This is a genomic window from Leifsonia sp. Leaf336 (assembly GCF_001423695.1).
Taxonomy (GTDB): Bacteria; Actinomycetota; Actinomycetes; order Actinomycetales; family Microbacteriaceae; genus Leifsonia.
Window position 1 is genome coordinate 1,169,862 of record NZ_LMOZ01000002.1, and the last position, 17,441, is coordinate 1,187,302.

At 70.3% G+C, this 17,441-nt stretch carries 17 protein-coding genes; 13 read left to right on the top strand and 4 right to left on the bottom strand.

The features are described 5' to 3' along the window. The first annotated feature begins 20 nt into the window (after nt 1-20). Together ASF88_RS14425 and ASF88_RS14430 are read left to right on the top strand one after the other, a co-directional pair. The gene (locus ASF88_RS14425; protein ID WP_235493460.1) at nt 21-683 is read left to right on the top strand and encodes a TetR/AcrR family transcriptional regulator; all 663 of its coding nucleotides are present in this window, start codon (nt 21-23) and stop codon (nt 681-683) included. A gap of 60 nt (nt 684-743) precedes the next feature. Further along, the gene (locus ASF88_RS14430) at nt 744-1,616 is read left to right on the top strand and encodes an SGNH/GDSL hydrolase family protein (RefSeq protein ID WP_055919758.1); all 873 of its coding nucleotides are present in this window, start codon (nt 744-746) and stop codon (nt 1,614-1,616) included. Here ASF88_RS14430 and ASF88_RS14435 read toward each other — a convergent pair. Next, nucleotides 1,528-2,436 carry a sugar phosphate isomerase/epimerase family protein gene (locus ASF88_RS14435; RefSeq protein WP_327063246.1) on the bottom strand — a complete coding sequence of 303 codons (909 nt, stop codon included), beginning with the start codon at nt 2,434-2,436 and terminating at the stop codon, nt 1,528-1,530. The two genes, ASF88_RS14430 and ASF88_RS14435, sit on opposite strands and share 89 nt — an antisense overlap. A 183-nt stretch (nt 2,437-2,619) precedes the next feature. On the opposite strand from ASF88_RS14435, the gene otsA reads away from it, so the two are divergent. From otsA to ilvC, 6 genes are all read left to right on the top strand, one after another. Next, nucleotides 2,620-4,092 carry an alpha,alpha-trehalose-phosphate synthase (UDP-forming) gene (gene otsA, locus ASF88_RS14440; protein ID WP_055920538.1) on the top strand — a complete coding sequence of 491 codons (1,473 nt, stop codon included), beginning with the start codon at nt 2,620-2,622 and terminating at the stop codon, nt 4,090-4,092. Nucleotides 4,093-4,104: 12 nt separating this feature from the next. Then, a complete protein-coding gene (otsB, locus tag ASF88_RS14445; protein ID WP_055919760.1) occupies nt 4,105-4,944 on the top strand; it encodes a trehalose-phosphatase in 840 nt (279 codons plus the stop codon). A gap of 86 nt (nt 4,945-5,030) precedes the next feature. Then, the gene (gene ilvD, locus ASF88_RS14450; RefSeq protein WP_055919763.1) at nt 5,031-6,725 is read left to right on the top strand and encodes a dihydroxy-acid dehydratase; all 1,695 of its coding nucleotides are present in this window, start codon (nt 5,031-5,033) and stop codon (nt 6,723-6,725) included. 55 nt (nt 6,726-6,780) lie between these two features. Then, a complete protein-coding gene (locus tag ASF88_RS14455; RefSeq protein WP_055919766.1) occupies nt 6,781-8,586 on the top strand; it encodes an acetolactate synthase large subunit in 1,806 nt (601 codons plus the stop codon). A gap of 2 nt (nt 8,587-8,588) precedes the next feature. After that, the gene (gene ilvN / locus ASF88_RS14460; protein ID WP_055919769.1) at nt 8,589-9,098 is read left to right on the top strand and encodes an acetolactate synthase small subunit; all 510 of its coding nucleotides are present in this window, start codon (nt 8,589-8,591) and stop codon (nt 9,096-9,098) included. A 48-nt stretch (nt 9,099-9,146) separates the two neighbouring features. Then, a complete protein-coding gene (gene ilvC / locus ASF88_RS14465; protein ID WP_055919771.1) occupies nt 9,147-10,175 on the top strand; it encodes a ketol-acid reductoisomerase in 1,029 nt (342 codons plus the stop codon). Nucleotides 10,176-10,271: 96 nt separating this feature from the next. Here the strand turns inward: ilvC and ASF88_RS14470 are convergent, their stop codons facing one another. Further along, nucleotides 10,272-10,460 carry a DUF1918 domain-containing protein gene (locus ASF88_RS14470; protein WP_055919774.1) on the bottom strand — a complete coding sequence of 63 codons (189 nt, stop codon included), beginning with the start codon at nt 10,458-10,460 and terminating at the stop codon, nt 10,272-10,274. Nucleotides 10,461-10,531: 71 nt separating this feature from the next. Here ASF88_RS14470 and ASF88_RS14475 point away from each other — a divergent pair, with 71 nt between their 5' ends. After that, nucleotides 10,532-11,260, top strand: a complete 729-nt coding sequence (locus ASF88_RS14475) for a copper homeostasis protein CutC (protein ID WP_055919778.1) — start codon at nt 10,532-10,534, stop codon at nt 11,258-11,260. A 16-nt stretch (nt 11,261-11,276) separates the two neighbouring features. On the opposite strand, the gene ASF88_RS14480 is transcribed toward ASF88_RS14475, so the two are convergent. Further along, complete coding sequence (locus ASF88_RS14480; protein WP_055919781.1) at nt 11,277-11,666, bottom strand: DoxX family protein; 390 nt, start codon at nt 11,664-11,666, stop codon at nt 11,277-11,279. Nucleotides 11,667-11,807: 141 nt separating this feature from the next. On the opposite strand from ASF88_RS14480, the gene serA reads away from it, so the two are divergent. From serA to ASF88_RS14495, 3 genes are all read left to right on the top strand, one after another. Further along, nucleotides 11,808-13,400, top strand: a complete 1,593-nt coding sequence (gene serA / locus ASF88_RS14485) for a phosphoglycerate dehydrogenase (protein WP_055919784.1) — start codon at nt 11,808-11,810, stop codon at nt 13,398-13,400. 132 nt (nt 13,401-13,532) lie between these two features. Then, a complete protein-coding gene (locus ASF88_RS14490; protein ID WP_055919786.1) occupies nt 13,533-13,898 on the top strand; it encodes a YciI family protein in 366 nt (121 codons plus the stop codon). Between the two features lie 34 nt (nt 13,899-13,932). Then, nucleotides 13,933-15,180: an RNA polymerase sigma factor gene (locus tag ASF88_RS14495; RefSeq protein ID WP_055919789.1), complete on the top strand. Its 1,248-nt coding sequence runs from the start codon at nt 13,933-13,935 to the stop codon at nt 15,178-15,180. 4 nt (nt 15,181-15,184) lie between these two features. Here ASF88_RS14495 and ASF88_RS14500 read toward each other — a convergent pair whose 3' ends face one another. Next, nucleotides 15,185-15,769, bottom strand: coding sequence for a TetR/AcrR family transcriptional regulator (locus tag ASF88_RS14500; protein WP_055919792.1), 585 nt, complete (start codon nt 15,767-15,769; stop codon nt 15,185-15,187). 67 nt (nt 15,770-15,836) lie between these two features. On the opposite strand from ASF88_RS14500, the gene ASF88_RS14505 reads away from it, so the two are divergent. Continuing rightward, nucleotides 15,837-17,381, top strand: coding sequence for an MFS transporter (locus tag ASF88_RS14505; RefSeq protein ID WP_055919795.1), 1,545 nt, complete (start codon nt 15,837-15,839; stop codon nt 17,379-17,381). The last annotated feature ends 60 nt before the right edge of the window (nt 17,382-17,441 follow it).

The window sequence follows — 17,441 nt, forward strand, 5'->3', positions numbered from 1 at the left end:
CGATCCAGGAAGGTTTCAGCTTGGAAAGCACAGCTCTCAGAGACGACGCCCCCGTCGAGTCCGCTCGGCGCCGGCGCACCCGCGCGCGCCTCCTCGACGCCGCCTTCGACGTATTCGCCGAGCAGGGCGTCCGCGCCGCGAGCGTCGAGACGATCGCGGAGGCCGCGGGCTTCACACGCGGCGCGTTCTACTCCAACTTCTCCAGCAAAGAGGAGCTCTTCTTCGCCCTGATGGAGCGCGAGAAGGTCATGCGCCTCGAACAGCTCGACGCCGGCGTCGAGCAGTTCCTCCGGCCACTCGTCGGCGCGGGCGGCGTGGAGCTCGACGACGCCGATGTCATCCGAACCATCACCCGGATCCTCGAGCTGCAGTCCGATGACCGGCGATGGTGGCTCGTGCAGTCCGAGTTCCTGCTGCTGGCGTTGCGCGACCCGGCGATCTCCGCCGACTTCCTGAGGTACCAGGACGGCTTCTTCCAAGAGCTCACCGAGACGGTCGTCGCTGCTCTCGCGAGCGCGCGCCGCCGCTTCACGATCGACCCGGAGGAGGGGGTGCGGATCATCGCGGAGCTGTGCGCGAACGGCGAGGCGCGCGCGCTGCTCGCGGGCGACGAGCGTCCCTTCGCTGAACGGCTCTCGCAGACCGTCCCCGCCATCCTCCTCGCGCTCACCGAGCGGATCTGATCAGCTCCTTTCCGGCGGCCTCCGATCGAACCGCGAGGAGCACCGGGTAACGTGTGCTCGATGCGACGCAGAGTGCTCACCTCCGCTCTCACGGCCGCGCTCGGAGCGGCCGTGCTCTTCGCCGTGGCCGCGTGCGCAGCGCCCGGCGCTCCCCGCGCCACGCAGGACGCGACGCCGCAGCCGGCGCCCACCGCCACGTCGACGCCGGATCCCTTCCCCAGGGAGCCGCTGACCGAGCGCACCCGCTACGTCGCTCTCGGCGACTCGTTCGCCGCGGGCATGGGCGGAGGCAACGAGTCGGGCAAGTGCCGGCTCAGCCCCAGCAGCTACCCGAACGACTTCACTCGCGCCTCCGGGGTCGACCTGGTCGTGAACGCGGCGTGCGCGGGCGCGACGACCTCCGACCTCCTCAAGCACCAGCTGATCGCCCTCGACGACCGCACCGACCTCGTGACGGTGAGCGTGGGAGGCAACGATCTCGGAGTCGCCGCCATCGCCGCCGAGTGCTCGGCCGGCAAAGCGGTCGCGTGCCGCGACGGGGTGTCGTCGGCGCTCTCGCTGCTCAACGTCCTCCCTGAGCGGCTGGCCGCGGTGTACGGAGCGATCCACGATGCCGCCCCGAACGCGCGCATCGTCGTCACCGGGTACGCCCTGATGTTCGACAACTCGAACACCAAGTCGCCCGATTTCGGCACCGCGACGGCGATCAACGCGGCGACGCTGGGGCTGAACCAGACGATTCAGGACGTAGTGTCCACCCAGCGGTCCTCCGGCGTGCCGATCACCTACGTCGGAGTGGATTTCGCCGGCCACGGTATCGGCTCGAAATCGCCGTGGCTCAATGTCAGCGGGATCGACGCCTTCCACCCGACCGCAGCGGGCTACGGGCAATACTCGAGCGCGCTGGTGCGACTGCTGGGTCGGGCGCAATAGCAGGAGCGGCCTGCGGCTCCTCCGCGACCCCGTCGCCGCGGGTGTGCGCGCGGGCGAAGTCGAGGGTCTCCTGGAGCATCGCGCGTCGTTCGCCCGCGTCGCGCGCCTTGCGGGTGTTGACCTCGGCCACGATCGACCCGCTCCACCCGGAGGCCGCCAGGGACCGCAGCACCGCGGCCACCGGTTGGCTGCCGCGACCAGGCACCAGGTGCTCGTCGAAGACCCGCGAGTCGTCGAGCGCGCCGGAGCCGTCGCAGAGATGAACGTGCCGCAGTCGCTCGCCGAGCGCGCCGGCCAGCTGCAGGCCGTCGACGCCGCTGAGCGCTGCGTGCGAGAAGTCCAGCGTGACGGCGTCGCAGTCCATGCCGAGCGGGTTCCAGTGCGGCACGTAGCCGGCCATCGAGCGGCCGGCCACCTTCCACGGGAACATGTTCTCGACCGCGACGGTCACGCCGGTCGACCGGGCCGTGTCCCGGACGATGTCCAGGAAGTCCTCCGCGTAGCCCGACTGCCAGCGGAAGGGCGGGTGGACGACGACGGTGTCCGCGCCGAGCTCCGCGGCGAGCTCGGCCGACCTCTCCAGCTTGACCTTCGGGTCGCGGCCCCACACGAAGTGCGTCAGGAGCAGCACGGGCGCGTGGATGCTCAGCACGCGGGTGCCGTACCGTTCGGCCAGTTCCCGCAGCGACCGCGCGGACTGCGTCTTCTCGTCGCGTGCCACCATGATCTCGACGCCGTCGAAGCCGAGCTCGGCGGCGGTGCGGAACGCCGTCTCGACCCCGAGCGGGTAGACGCAGGTCGTGCCCATCCCGATGCGCATCACGACGCCACTCTAATCAGGGAGGCTGAACGAGCAGTGTCGGGGCGGTGACGCAACCCCCCTGGCGTCGCCGGGCGCGCTGGTACTGTGACGAGTACGAGCATCCGATCGCACCGGGGGAGTTGACCGACCATCAGCACGACGTCCGAGACAGCAGTGACCGAAACGTACGAACTGGTGATCGTGTCCAACCGGCTCCCGGTCGACCGCGTGCTGGACGACAACGGCCAGGCGAGCTGGCGGCCGTCGCCGGGCGGTCTCGTCGCGGCGCTCCAGCCCGTGATGCGCGCCGAAGACGGCGTCTGGGTCGGCTGGGCCGGCGTCGCCGGCGAGGAGGTCGAGCCCTTCGAGGCCGACGGCATCAACATCCTCCCGGTCGCGCTGAGCGAGCAGGAGCTGCAGGAGTACTACGAGGGCTTCTCGAACGACACGCTCTGGCCGCTCTATCACGACGTCATCGCCCAGCCGAGCTACCACCGCGAGTGGTGGGAGAGCTACGTGCGCGTCAACCGGCGGTTCGCGGAAGCGGCCGCGGGGGCGGCGGCGGAGGGCGCCGTGGTGTGGGTGCACGACTACCAGCTGCAGCTGGTGCCCGCGATGCTGCGGGAGGTCCGCCCCGACCTGGTCATCGGATTCTTCAACCACATCCCGTTCCCGCCCTACGGCATCTACTCCCAGCTCCCGTGGCGGCGTCAGATCATCGACGGCCTCCTGGGCGCCGACGTCATCGGCTTCCAGCGCGTGGCCGACTCGGGCAACTTCTCGCGCGCGGTGCGCAGGCTCAAGGGCTACGAGACGCGCGGGCCGATCATCGAGGTGCCGATCGACAGCGACGATCCCGAGGCCGGGTCGCACCGCCACGTGACCACCAACCGGCACGGCGGCCTGGTGCGCACGGTGCTGGCGCGCGCCTTCCCGATCTCCATCGACGCCGACCAGTACCAGTCGCTCGCCCGGCGTCCCGACATCCAGGCGCGCGCCAAGGAGATCCGGGAGGAGCTCGGCAACCCCGAGACGATCATGCTCGGCGTCGACCGACTCGATTACACCAAGGGGATCGGTCACCGGCTGAAGGCCTTCGGCGAGCTGTTGCGCGACGAACGCATCGACGTCGAGAAGGTCACGCTCGTGCAGGTCGCCAGCCCCAGCCGCGAGCGCGTCGAGACCTACCGGCAGCTGCGCGACGAGATCGAGCTCACGGTCGGCCGCATCAACGGCGACTACGCGACGCTCGGCCACACGGCCGTCGCCTACCTCCACCACGGCTATCCGCGGGAGGAGATGGTCGCGCTCTACCTGGCGGCCGACGTGATGCTGGTGACCGCGTTGCGCGACGGCATGAATCTCGTCGCCAAGGAATACGTCGCGACCCGCGTCGACGAGGACGGCGTGCTCGTGCTCAGCGAGTTCGCGGGCGCCTCCGACGAACTGCGGCAGGCCCTCCTGATCAACCCGCACGACATCGAAGGGCTCAAGGACACGATCCTCCAGGCGATCGCGATGCCGAAGCGCGACAGGGTGCGGCGGATGCGCGCACTGCGCAAGAAGGTGCTGACCAACGACGTCGCCCGCTGGTCCGCCTCGTTCCTCGACGCGCTCACGCGCAGCGCGCACGGGGACCACCCCCTGCAGGACCCGCCGGTCAACCGGCGCTGACCCGGGAGCCGCATGACCGACAGCACCTCCTCGCACTCCGCCTCTGCCGCCCCGCGGCCCGGGCAGCCCCAGCCCGCGGCCGTCGCTCTCGCCACTGCGGTGGCGAAGCTCGCCGGGGCGAAGCGGCTCCTGGTCGCCCTCGATTTCGACGGGACGCTCGCCCCCTTCGTCGACGCCCCGAGGTCGGCGCGTGCGCTGCCGCAGGCGAAGGCGGCGCTCGACCGGCTCGAAGCGCTTCCCGACACCTGGGTCGCGTACGTGTCCGGCCGCCCCCTCTCCAGCCTGGAGGCCGTTACGGAGGCCGATGAGGACGCGCTGCTCATCGGATCGCACGGGGTCGAGATCCGGTTCGGCCGCGACGGGGTCTCGCTCGATCTGACCGACGACGAGCGCGCGACGCTCGCGGAGCTCGGGCGGGTGCTCGGGGCACTCGTCGACAGCGCCCCCGGCACGCGACTCGAGGTGAAGCCGGTCGGCTTCGGCGTGCACTACCGACAGCTGGAGGGCGACGCGGGCGCCGAGATCGTCGCGCGCGCGTACGAGGCCGCGGCCGGGGTGAGCGACGCGCTCACGATCCGCGACGGCAAGGACATCATCGAGTTCTCGGTGCGCGGAGCGAACAAGGGCGACGGCATCGAGCGGCTGCGCGAGTACACCCACGCGACCGCGGTGCTGTTCGCGGGCGACGACGTCACGGACGAGGACGCCTTCGCCGTGCTGCGACCCGACGCGGGGGACCTCGGGGTGAAGGTGGGTGAGGGCGACACCGCCGCACAGTTCCGTGTCGCCGACGAGCGCGCGATCGCGACCCTGCTGACCCTGCTCGCCGACGCTCGCGGCGCGACGCGGTAGTCCTCCACGGTCCGACGCCCGCGCCGGTTCTCCACGGGTCGGGACGCATGGACGAACGGGCATCCAAACGGTCCTAGAGTTGTCACATGCCAGAGATCGATTGGAAGCCGCGTTCGCGCGTCGTCACGGATGGGATCGAAGCCACCACCAGCCGCGGGATGCTGCGGGCCGTGGGCATGGGAGACGCCGACTGGGAGAAGCCCCAGATCGGCATCGCGAGCTCGTGGAACGAGATCACTCCCTGCAACCTCTCGCTCGACCGGCTCGCGCAGGGCGCGAAAGAGGGTGTGCACTCCGGTGGCGGCTACCCGCTCCAGTTCGGCACCATCTCGGTCTCCGACGGCATCTCGATGGGCCACGAGGGCATGCACTTCTCGCTGGTGTCCCGCGAGGTCATCGCCGACTCCGTCGAGACGGTCATGATGGCCGAGCGTCTCGACGGCACGGTGCTGCTCGCCGGCTGCGACAAGTCGCTGCCCGGCATGCTGATGGCAGCGGCCCGGCTCGATCTGGCGGCCGTGTTCCTCTACGCGGGCTCGATCGCCCCCGGCTGGGTCAAGCTCAGCGACGGCACCGAGAAAGACGTCACCATCATCGACTCGTTCGAGGCCGTAGGTGCGTGCAAGGCGGGCAAGATGAGCGAGGAGGACCTCAAGCGCATCGAGTGCGCCATCGCCCCGGGCGAGGGCGCGTGCGGCGGCATGTACACCGCCAACACCATGGCCAGCGTCGCGGAGGCTCTCGGCATGAGCCTCCCCGGCTCCGCTGCGCCGCCCTCGGCCGACCGCCGTCGCGACTACTTCGCGCACCGCTCGGGCGAGGCCGTCGTCAACCTGCTCAAGCAGGGGATCACCGCCCGCGACATCCTCACCAAGAAGGCGTTCGAGAACGCGATCGCCGTCGCGATGGCGTTCGGAGGCTCCACCAACGTGGTGCTGCACCTGCTCGCGATCGCGCACGAGGCCGACGTCGACCTCACGATCGACGACTTCAACCGCATCGGCTCGAAGGTCCCGCACATCGGCGACCTCAAGCCGTTCGGCAAGTACGTCATGAACGACGTCGACCGTCACGGCGGCGTCCCCGTGGTCATGAAGGCGCTCCTCGACGCCGGGCTGCTGCACGGCGACTGCCTCACGGTCACCGGCAAGACGGTCGCCGAGAACCTCGCCGAGATCAACCCGCCCGCGCCCGACGGCAACGTCATGCGCTCGCTCGACAACCCCATCCACCCCACGGGCGGCCTCACGATCCTCAAGGGCTCGCTCGCCCCCGAAGGCGCCGTCGTCAAGACGGCCGGCTTCGACGCCGACGTCTTCGAAGGCCCCGCGCGCGTCTTCGAGCGCGAGCGCGCGGCGATGGACGCCCTGACCGAGGGCCGAATCAACGCGGGCGATGTCGTCATCATCCGCTACGAGGGCCCCAAGGGCGGCCCCGGCATGCGCGAGATGCTCGCGATCACCGCCGCCATCAAGGGCGCGGGGCTCGGCAAGGATGTACTACTATTGACGGACGGACGATTCTCAGGCGGCACAACCGGCCTGTGCATCGGCCACATAGCACCCGAAGCGGTGGACGCAGGTCCCATCGCATTCGTGCGCGATGGTGATCTGATACGGGTCGATATCGCGGCTCGCTCCCTCGACCTACTGGTCGACGAGTCAGAGCTGACCGCCCGCCGTGAAGGCTGGGCGCCTCTTCCTCCGCGCTATACCCGTGGCGTTCTCGCGAAGTACTCCAAGCTCGTGCGCTCCGCTGCGGAGGGCGCGGTCACGGGGTAGCCCTTCGCCTCGACACAGCTCCATCCACCATTCGCACGTAAGGGATCGATAAGGCATGACGCCGGATGCAACCCCCAGCACAGTGTTGCCCTCCGCGACGCCAGGAAAGGCGTCGCCCGAAACCCTGACCGGCTCCCAGTCGGTCGTCCGCACCCTCGAGCTCCTCGGCGTCACCGACGTCTTCGGGCTGCCGGGCGGTGCGATCCTGCCCATCTACGACGCGATCATGGACTCGTCCGTGATCCGCCACATCCTCGTCCGCCACGAGCAGGGCGGCGGCCACGCGGCCGAAGGCTACGCGTCGGCCTCCAACAAGGTCGGCGTCGCCATGGCCACCTCCGGCCCCGGCGCGACGAATCTCGTCACCGCGATCATGGACGCGCACATGGACTCCGTGCCGGTCGTGTTCATCACCGGCCAGGTGTTCTCCACCCTGATGGGCACGGACGCGTTCCAGGAGGCCGACATCGTCGGCATCACGATGCCGATCACCAAGCACTCGTTCCTGGTCAAGAAGGCCGAGGACATCCCGGCGACCATCGCCGCGGCGTACCACATCGCCGGCACGGGCCGCCCGGGCCCCGTGCTCGTCGACATCACCAAAGATGCACAGCAGAACGCGGTGCCGTTCGTGTGGCCGCCCAAGATCGACCTCCCGGGCTACCGGCCGATCACCAAGGCGCACGGCAAGCAGATCCTCGCGGCGGCCCAGCTCCTGACCGAAGCCAAGAAGCCGGTGCTCTACGTCGGCGGCGGCGTGATCCGGTCCCAGGCCTCGCAGGAGCTCCTGGAGCTCGCCGAGACCACCGGTGCTCCGGTGGTGACGACGCTGATGGCGCGTGGGGCGTTCCCCGACACGCACCAGCAGCACCTCGGCATGCCCGGCATGCACGGAACGGTGCCCGCGGTGCTCGCGTTGCAGGAGTCCGACCTCATCGTGTCGCTCGGAGCACGTTTCGACGACCGGGTCACCGGCAACACCTCCCTTTTCGCGCCCGACGCGAAGATCGTGCACGTCGACGTCGACCCCGCCGAGATCTCCAAGATCCGCGTCGCCGACGTCCCCATCGTCGGCGATGCCAAGGACGTCATCGTCGATCTGACCGCGGCCTTCCAGGAGGCCACCCGCGGCACAGAGGTCGATCTGGTCGAGTGGTGGACCTACCTGAACGGGCTCCGCGAGGAGTTCCCGCTCGGGTACACCCCGACGAGCGACGGCCTCCTCGCGCCGCAGCACGTCATCCAGCGCATCGGCGAGCTGACCGGACCGGAGGGCATCTACACCGCCGGCGTCGGGCAGCACCAGATGTGGGCCGCCCAGTTCATCAAGTACGAACGGCCCAACTCCTGGCTCAACTCCGGCGGTGCGGGCACGATGGGTTACTCGGTGCCCGCGGCGATGGGCGCCAAGGTGGCACAGCCCGACCGGGTGGTGTGGGCGATCGACGGCGACGGCTGCTTCCAGATGACGAATCAGGAGCTCGCCACCTGCACGATCAACAACATCCCGATCAAGGTGGCGATCATCAACAACTCGTCGCTCGGGATGGTGCGGCAGTGGCAGACGCTGTTCTACGACGGCCGCTACTCCAACACCGACCTCAACACCGGTCACGACACCATGCGGGTGCCCGACTTCGTGAAGCTCGCCGAGGCGTACGGCGCCCTCGGCATCCGCGTCACGAAAGAAGAAGAGGTCGACGCCGCCATCAAGCTGGCGCTGGAGACCAACGACCGTCCGGTCGTGATCGACTTCGTCGTCAGCGCCGACGCCATGGTGTGGCCGATGGTCCCACAGGGTGTCAGCAACAGCTACGTGCAGTACGCACGCGACCACAGCCCCGCCTTCGGAGAGGAGTAACCATGAGCAGTCACGTTCTGAGCCTCCTCGTCGAGGACAAGCCCGGTCTGCTGACCCGTGTCGCCGGCCTGTTCGCGCGCCGCGGCTTCAACATCCACTCGCTCGCGGTGGGAACCAGCGAGGTCGACGGGCTCTCGCGCATCACCGTGGTCGTCGACGTGGAGGAGCTGCCGCTGGAGCAGGTCACCAAGCAGCTCAACAAGCTGATCAACGTCATCAAGATCGTCGAGCTCGACCCGGCGCAGTCGGTTCAGCGCGAGCACCTCCTCATCAAGGTCCGCGTCGACAACTCGACGCGCTCCCAGGTGCTCGAGGCGGTCAACCTCTTCCGCGCCCGCGTCGTCGACGTGGCCACCGACGCCCTCGTCATCGAGGTCACCGGCGACAGCGGCAAGACCCAAGCGCTCCTGAAGGTGCTGGAGCCGTACGGGATCAAAGAGATGGCCCAGTCGGGCCTGCTCGCGATCGGCCGCGGCGGCAAGTCCATCACCGAGCGCGTCTTCAAGAACTAAGCCCACCTCCCGGGCGTCAGAACCACATCAAGAAGGAGAACCCACAAAGTGGCTGAGATCTACTACGACAACGACGCGGACCTCTCGATCATCCAGGGCAAGAAGGTCGCGGTCATCGGCTACGGCTCGCAGGGCCACGCGCACGCTCAGAACCTCCGCGACTCGGGCGTCGAGGTCGTCATCGGCCTCAAGGAAGGCTCGAAGTCCAAGCCCAAGGCCGAGGAGGCGGGCTTCCGCGTCCTCTCCGCCGCCGACGCGGCCAAGTGGGCCGATGTCGTCGTCATCCTCGCGCCCGACCAGGTGCAGCGCACCCTCTACGCGGACGACATCCAGGCCAACCTCGAGGAGGGCAACGCTCTCGTCTTCGGCCACGGCTTCAACATCCGCTTCGAGTACATCAAGGCTCCCGAGGGCGTCGACGTCATCATGGTCGCCCCTAAGGGCCCTGGCCACACCGTGCGCCGCGAGTACGAGGCCGGCCGCGGCGTGCCCGTGATCGTCGCCGTCGAGAAGGACGCGACCGGCAACGCCTGGCCGCTCGTCCTGAGCTACGCCAAGGGCATCGGCGGCCTGCGCGCCGGCGGCATCAAGACCACCTTCACCGAGGAGACCGAGACCGACCTCTTCGGCGAGCAGGCGGTGCTCTGCGGCGGCGTCTCGCAGCTCGTCCAGTACGGCTTCGAGACCCTGACCGAGGCCGGCTACCAGCCGCAGGTCGCCTACTTCGAGGTGCTGCACGAGCTCAAGCTCATCGTCGACCTCATGTGGGAGGGCGGCATCGCCAAGCAGCGCTGGAGCGTCTCCGACACGGCCGAGTACGGCGACTACGTGTCGGGCCCGCGTGTGATCGACCCGCACGTGAAGGAGAACATGAAGGCCGTTCTCTCCGACATCCAGGACGGCACTTTCGCCAAGCGCTTCATCGCCGACCAGGACGCCGGCGCGCCCGAGTTCCTGGCGCTCCGCGCCAAGGGCGAGCAGCACCCCATCGAGGCCACCGGCCGCGAGCTGCGCAAGCTCTTCGCCTGGAACGCGTCGAACGACGACGACTACGTGGACGGCGAGGTCGCGCGCTGATTCTTCAGCAGCGCATCACGGCATCCTGAGAGGGGTCGCATCCGAGCGGATGCGGCCCCTCCGCCTTTCGCCGCGACGGTTCAGTCCCTCGACGGTTCAGGCCGCGCTGTGCTCGATGACCGCGTCGGTGCCCGGATAGACGAGCATCTCGTGGCCATCGTCGAACCGGACGAGGTACGGCGGGGCGCCGTCCACTCCGCGCACCTCCAGCACCTCGCCGTGACGGTCTGCCGATTCCACCGTCGCCCCGCGGATGCAGATCCGGTCTCCGATCCTCGCCTGCATGACGGTCTCCTTCCCTCGGGGCCGACGCTACGCCCGCGGCCGGCGCCAGAGAATGCCGCTATCGTGGCCGCATGCCCCTCCGCACCGCTGTCGAGATCGCCGTCCAGGATGTCGTCGGTGTGCGCATCGCTCTCGCGGAAGGCGCCGACCGGGTGGAGCTGTGCGTGGCCCTCGGTCTCGGCGGCCTCACGCCATCGGCGGGCCTGATCGCGTCCGCCGTCGAGGAGGCGGCGGAAGCGGGGCGCGCCGGGTTCGTCCACGTGCTCGTCCGCCCGCGCGGCGGCGGCTTCGTGTACGACTCGGACGAACTCGAGACGACCATCGCCGACATCCGCTTCGCCCACCAGGCCGGCGCCGGAGGTGTGGTGATCGGCGCACTCGACGAGGTCGGCCGCGTCGACCGGGACGCGGTCGCGCGCTTCGCGGAGGCGGCAGGCGACCTCGACGTCACCTTCCACCGCGCGTTCGACACGCTCGCCGATCCGCCCGCCGCGGCCGAGACGCTGATCGAGCTGGGCGTCGCGCGTGTGCTGACCTCCGGAGGCGCCGAGCGCAGTATCGACGGCATCGGCGGTCTGCGCTCGCTGGCCCAGCGGGTGGGAGGCAGCCTCCAAGTGATGGCGGGCGGGGGAGTCCGGGTGCAGGACATCCCCGCACTCATCGCCGCGGGAGTCGACGCGGTGCACCTCTCGGCCCGCCGGACGGTGTCCGGCGCGTCCAGCGGACCGGGCGGCGGCGACACCCACTACGACATCACCGACCCGGTCATGGTGCGGGAGGCGTGCGCCGCCACGCGGTGACCGCACCTCCCACAGCTCAGAGCGCGCAGAACACGCAGAGCCCGATGAGGACGACCTGCAGCAGGGCGCGGGGCACCAGAGGTGTCGCAATGGCGCCGAACCGCTCGGGGTGCGCCGCGGCGTAGGCGTTGGCGGGGAACACCGCGACCAGGAACACCGCGAGGCAGATCGCGGCGAGGGAGGTCGTCGCCGGGACGAGCAGCCCCACCCCTCCGGCGAGCTCGCAGACGCCGGTCGCGGCCACCAGCAGCCGCGGCGAGGCGAAACGCAGTGCAGGCGGGATCATCGCGGCCATCCCGCGCGCCGGTCCCGGCACGAAGTGCAGGGAGCCCATCACGACGAACACGATCGCGAGGCCGACGCGCGTGCAGAGCTGGGCGATCTCGAACGGGGTCACAGCCTCCATTGTCGTGCAGGGAGCGCTCGCCCGGTCGACACGTAACGCGGCGAAAAGCGCCTGTGCCCTCCCGCTAGAGTTAAGCAACCCGCGCACCGTCGACTGCTGCGCGCCTTCTCCCAAGCCAGCCTCCCTGTAAGGAACTGCCACGTGACAAAGCCGGTCGTCCTGATCGCCGAAGAACTCTCGCCCGCCACCGTCGACGCCCTCGGGCCGGACTTCGACATCCGCGACGTCGACGGGACCGACCGGCCGGCGCTGCTCTCCGCCGTCGCCGAGGCGGACGCCATCCTCGTGCGTTCCGCGACCAAGGTCGACGCCGAGGTGATCGCGGCCGCTCCCAAGCTCCGCGTGATCGCGCGTGCCGGCGTCGGGCTCGACAACGTGGACATCAAGACCGCCACGAACGCCGGCGTCATGGTCGTCAACGCGCCGACCTCCAACATCATCTCGGCCGCCGAACTCACGGTCGGCCACATCCTGAGCCTCGCCCGTCACATCCCCGCCGCGCACAGCGCGCTCGCGCAGGGGCAGTGGAAGCGCTCGAAGTACACCGGCGTCGAGCTCTACGAGAAGACCGTCGGCATCATCGGTCTCGGCCGCATCGGCGCGCTCATCACGGCGCGCCTGCAGGCGTTCGGCACCAAGGTGATCGCCTTCGACCCCTACGTCACGAGCGCCCGCGCGCAGCAGCTCGGCGTGCAGCTCGTGAGCCTCGACGAGCTGCTCACCGACGCCGACTTCATCACCATCCACATGCCGAAGACCCCCGAGACGACCGGGATGATCTCCGACGACCAGCTCGCCCAGATGAAGCCGACCGCGTTCATCGTGAACGTCGCGCGCGGCGGCCTGATCGACGAGGACGCCCTCTACCGCGCGCTCAGCACCCACAGCATCGCCGGGGCGGGCCTCGACGTGTTCGTCAGCGAGCCTCCGACCGACTCCCCGCTTCTCGGGCTCGAGAACGTCGTCGTCACGCCGCACCTGGGCGCGTCCACCGACGAAGCCCAGGAGAAGGCCGGCGTCTCCGTCGCCAAGTCGGTGCGCCTGGCGCTCTCGGGCGAGCTCGTTCCCGACGCCGTCAACGTCGCGGGCGGCGTCATCGACCCGTACGTCCGGCCCGGCATCCCGCTCGTCGAGAAGCTCGGCCAGGTCTTCTCCGGCCTGGCGCACAGCCCGCTCACCAGCATCGACGTGGAGGTGCGCGGCGAACTCGTCGACTACGACGTCAGCGTGCTGAAGCTCGCGGCCCTGAAGGGCATCTTCACGAACATCGTGAGCGAGACCGTCTCGTACGTGAACGCGCCGCTCCTCGCCGAGCAGCGCGGCATCGAGGTGCGCCTCATCACCGACTCGGTGAGCGAGGAGTACCGCAACCTGATCACCCTCCGCGGCGCGCTGAGCGACGGCTCGCAGGTGTCGGTGTCCGGCACGCTCACCGGCACGAAGCAGATCGAGAAGGTCGTCGAGATCAACGGCTACGACGTGGAGGTGCCGATCGCCGAGCACCTGATCGTCATGGTGTACGACGACCGCCCCGGCATCGTCGCGGTCTACGGCCAGGAGTTCGGCGAGGCGCAGATCAACATCGCCGGTATGCAGATCGCCCGTACCTCCGCCGGGGGCAAGGCGCTCAGCGTCCTGACGGTCGACTCGCGCGTGCCCGAGGGCCTGCTCGAGAAGGTGCGCGTGGCGATCGACGCCGACCTCCTGCAGGAGATCGACATCACCGAGGCCTGAGCCCGGCCTCCCGCTCTCGAATCCCGCTCTCCAATCCCGCTGTCGCGCGCTGTCGATTTCGGCGGTTGACTTGCGTCGTAGGGGTGTCGATGTCCTCCCGGACCGACGTCCCATCGAAGTGAGGAGACCAGCATGTCCGACGAATACGTCCTGCTCATCCACGAGCCGGACTGGGATCCGGACTCCATGACGCCCGACGAGTGGCGGGCGGCCATGATCGGCCACCAGGCGTTCCAGGACGCCGTCACCGCCGCCGGCGAGCGGATCGTCGCCACGAGCGCTCTCCAGCCCATCGCGAAGGCGACGAAGATCACCCCGCAGCCCGACGGCGAACCGTTGATCACCGACGGCCCGTTCACCGAGACGCGCGAGGTCGTCACCGGCTTCTACAGCTTCACCGCCTCGAGCCCGGAGCAGGCCAGGCAGCTGGCCGCGCTGGTGCCGACCGGAGGCTGGGTCGAGCTCTACCCGGTGCTGGTGCTCGACCTCGCCCGGTGACGGGCCGGGTCGCTCCGATGGCGGCCGGTGCCGGATGACGGCGGCCGAGCGGATCGAGCGCGCGTATCGCGACGACGCCGCGCTGATCCTCGGCGCGGTGGCACGCACGACGGGCGACCTCCTGCTCGCGGAGGACGCGGTGCAGGAGGCGTTCGTCCGTGCGCTCGCGGAGGCGGCACGTGGGCGCGAGCCGGCCAACCCTGCCGCCTGGATCACGACCGTCGCCCGGCGGGCCGCCGTCGACGCGCGGCGGCGCGAGCGCACGTCGTCGCGGATGGCCCCGATGCTCGCCGCGCAGCTCGCCATCGCCGAGCGGGCCGCCGTCGACGACGAGGTGGAGGGAGGGGCGTCGGTGTTCACCGGAGACGAGCGCCTCGAGCTCATCCTGCTGCTCGCGCACCCCGACCTGGCGCCGGAGGCGCGGGTCGAGCTCGCGCTGAGGCACGTCTGCGGCGTGCCGACGGCACGGATCGCGGAGGCCTTCCTCGTCTCCGAGCCGACGATGGCCGCGCGCCTCACGCGCGCCAAGAAGCGCATCCACGACTCGGGCATCCGCTTCTCGCTGGAGGACCCCGCGTTGGTCGCGGCGCGGATGCCGGGCGCGCTGACGACCATCTACCTGCTCTACACGGCGGGCCACGCGGCAGCCGACGACCGGTTGCGCGGCGACGCCATCGCGCTCGCCCGCGACGCGCACCGGTCGATCCGCGATCCGGAGAGCGCGGGACTGCTGGCGCTGCTGCTGCTCACGGAGGCCCGGGAGCCGACCCGGCTGACGCCCGACGACGAGTTCGCGACCCTCCGGGAGGCCGACCGCTCCCTCTGGGACGCGGCGCTCATCGAGGAGGGCGAGGGCCTCGCCACCGCGGCACTGAACCGTGGCGCTGCGAACGGCGACGGCCGGTACGCCCTGCAGGCGGCCATCGCGGGCGTGCACGCCATCTCCCCGTCGTGGGAGGCCACCAACTGGCCGGCGATCGTTCGCCTCTACGACGGGTTGGTGCGGGTGTGGCCGAGCGCTGCCGCACGTCTCGGCCGGCTGGTCGCGGTGGGCCACAGCCCGGACGCGGGGCCGGAGGTCGCGCTGGCCGGGCTCGACGCCGACCCCGAGCTGTTCCGGGGCCCGCTGGCGCCGCGGGCGCACGCCGCTCGCGCGGAGCTGCTCCGGCTCGCCGGCGCCACCACCGCGGCGGCGGTGGAGCTGCGCCGGGCGATCGCCGCCTCCGACGACGACCGCACGCGGCGATCGCTGCAGCGGCTGCTGGACGCCGGGGGAGTGTGATCGCTCAGTCGCGCGCCGACAGGCGTTCGACCAGCGCGACGAGCTGCTCCACGTCCGTCTCGTCGCGGAGGACCGCGTTGGCGGCGGGGAGCAGCGCGCTGTTGTAGTACATGCCGTCGCCGATCAGCATGATCGTGCGAGCGACCATCCGGTCGCCGACGACGGCCTCCAGTTCGCTGAGCCAGAGACGCTGCGCGTCGGCGAGGGCGTCGCTCGCACGGGCGTCCGACGCCTGCGCGAGCCGTGCGATGGCGACGATGACCCGCTCGAGGCGGTTGTCGGAGGGGATGGAGGTGCGCAGGAAGTACGACACCGGTCCGTCGGGGGCGGCGCGCATGTGCTCGATGTCCTGGGCGAGGTCGTCGGCGAAGCGCTCCAGGACGCCGTCGACCAGGGCGTCCTTGGAGGCGAAGTGGTAGAGCAGTCCGCCCTTCGAGACGCCGGCGCGGGCCGCGACGGCCTCCAGGGTGGCCGCACGCTCGCTCTGCTCGGCGAGGAGGTCTTCGAAGGCGTCGAGGATGCGGTCGCGCGCCGACCGGGCCGGTGCGGCGGGCGTCGCCGCGGATGCGGGAGCGGCGGGGGAGGGCATGGGGCCATGCTAGCCGCCGTCGGTCTCGATCTTGATTACTATACCGTCCAGACGGTACAGTAAACGTATGTCCGCGACCATCCGCCCTGCAACCGCACCCGTCACCGCTCCTGCCGCTCCGGCACGCGGGGGCGCCCGCGTCTGGGTGGCGCTGGGCGTGCTCATGCTCCCAGTGCTCCTGGTCTCTGTCGACAACACCGTCCTCGGGTTCGCGCTGCCGGCGATCACCGAGGCGCTGCGGCCCTCCGCCACGCAGATGCTCTGGATCGTCGACGTCTATCCGCTCGTGCTCGCGGGCCTCCTGGTCGCCATGGGCAGCCTCGGCGACCGCATCGGCCGCCGACGGGTGCTGCTCATCGGAGCAACCGGCTTCGCCGCGGTCTCGGCTGCCGCGGCGTTCGCGCCGACCGCGGAGCTGCTGATCGCCTCGCGCGCCGCCCTGGGGTTCTTCGGCGCCATGCTCATGCCGTCGACGCTGTCGCTGCTGCGCAGCGTGTTCCAGGACCGCGAGCAGCGCCGCCTCGCCATCGCGATCTGGGCCGCAGGGTTCGCCGCAGGCTCTGCGCTCGGCCCGATCGTGGGCGGCCTCCTGATCGAGCACTTCTGGTGGGGCTCGGTGTTCCTGCTGGCCGTGCCCGTCCTGATCCCGCTGCTCGTGCTCACCCCGCTGCTGGTGCGGGAGTCGCGCGACCCGAACCCGGGTCCCGTCGATGTCCTGTCGATCCTGCTCTCGCTGCTGACGATGGCGCCGATCGTGTACGGCATCAAGGAGTTCGCCGTGCACGGGCTCGCGCTCGTGCCGGTGCTGGCCGTGGCCGTCGGCGTCGCCGCCGGGGTGCTGTTCGTGCTGCGGCAGCTGCGGCGGCCGATCCCGATGCTCGACATGCGGCTGTTCCGCCGTGCCGCGTTCAGCGGAGCAGTGCTCATCAACCTGCTGAGCGTGATCGCCCTGGTCGGGTTCCTGTTCTTCGTGTCGCAGCACCTCCAGCTCGTTCTCGGGATGCCGCCGGTGCAGGCGGGGATGGTGCTGCTGCCGGGCCTGGCGACCATGATCGTCTCCGGGCTCGTCGTGGTGCCGGTCGCGCGGAGGCTCGCGCCCGGCTACGTGATCGCCGGTGGCCTCTGCGTCTCCGCGACCGGGTACCTCCTGGTCGCGCTGACCGGTGGTGACGCCTCGTGGGGTGTTCTGCTGGCGGCGTTCCTGCTCCTCGGTGCGGGCATCGGCGCAGCAGAGACGGTGTCCAACGAGCTCATCATCTCCACGGCGCCGTCCGACAAGGCGGGTGCCGCCTCCGCGGTCTCGGAGACGGCGTACGAGCTCGGCGCCGTGCTCGGCACGGCCACGCTCGGCAGCATCATCATCGCGTCGTACCGCGCCGCGATCGTGCTCCCGGCGGGCCTCAGCCCGGCGGACGCGACGGCGGCGGCCGACACGCTCGGCGGCGCGGTCACGGTCGCCGAGGGCCTCCCTGCGCGGGCGTCCGCCGAGCTGCTGGCGTCGGCGCGGCACGCGTTCGACAGCGGGATCGGGCTCACGGCCTCCATCGGCGTCGCCCTCATGCTGACCGCGGCCGTGCTCGCCGTGCTCACCCTCCGCCGCGTCCGCGGCTGAGCCGCTCTCGCGTTCGCGGGCGACGATAGGGTTAGGTGAACCGTCCGCCCACCGATCAGT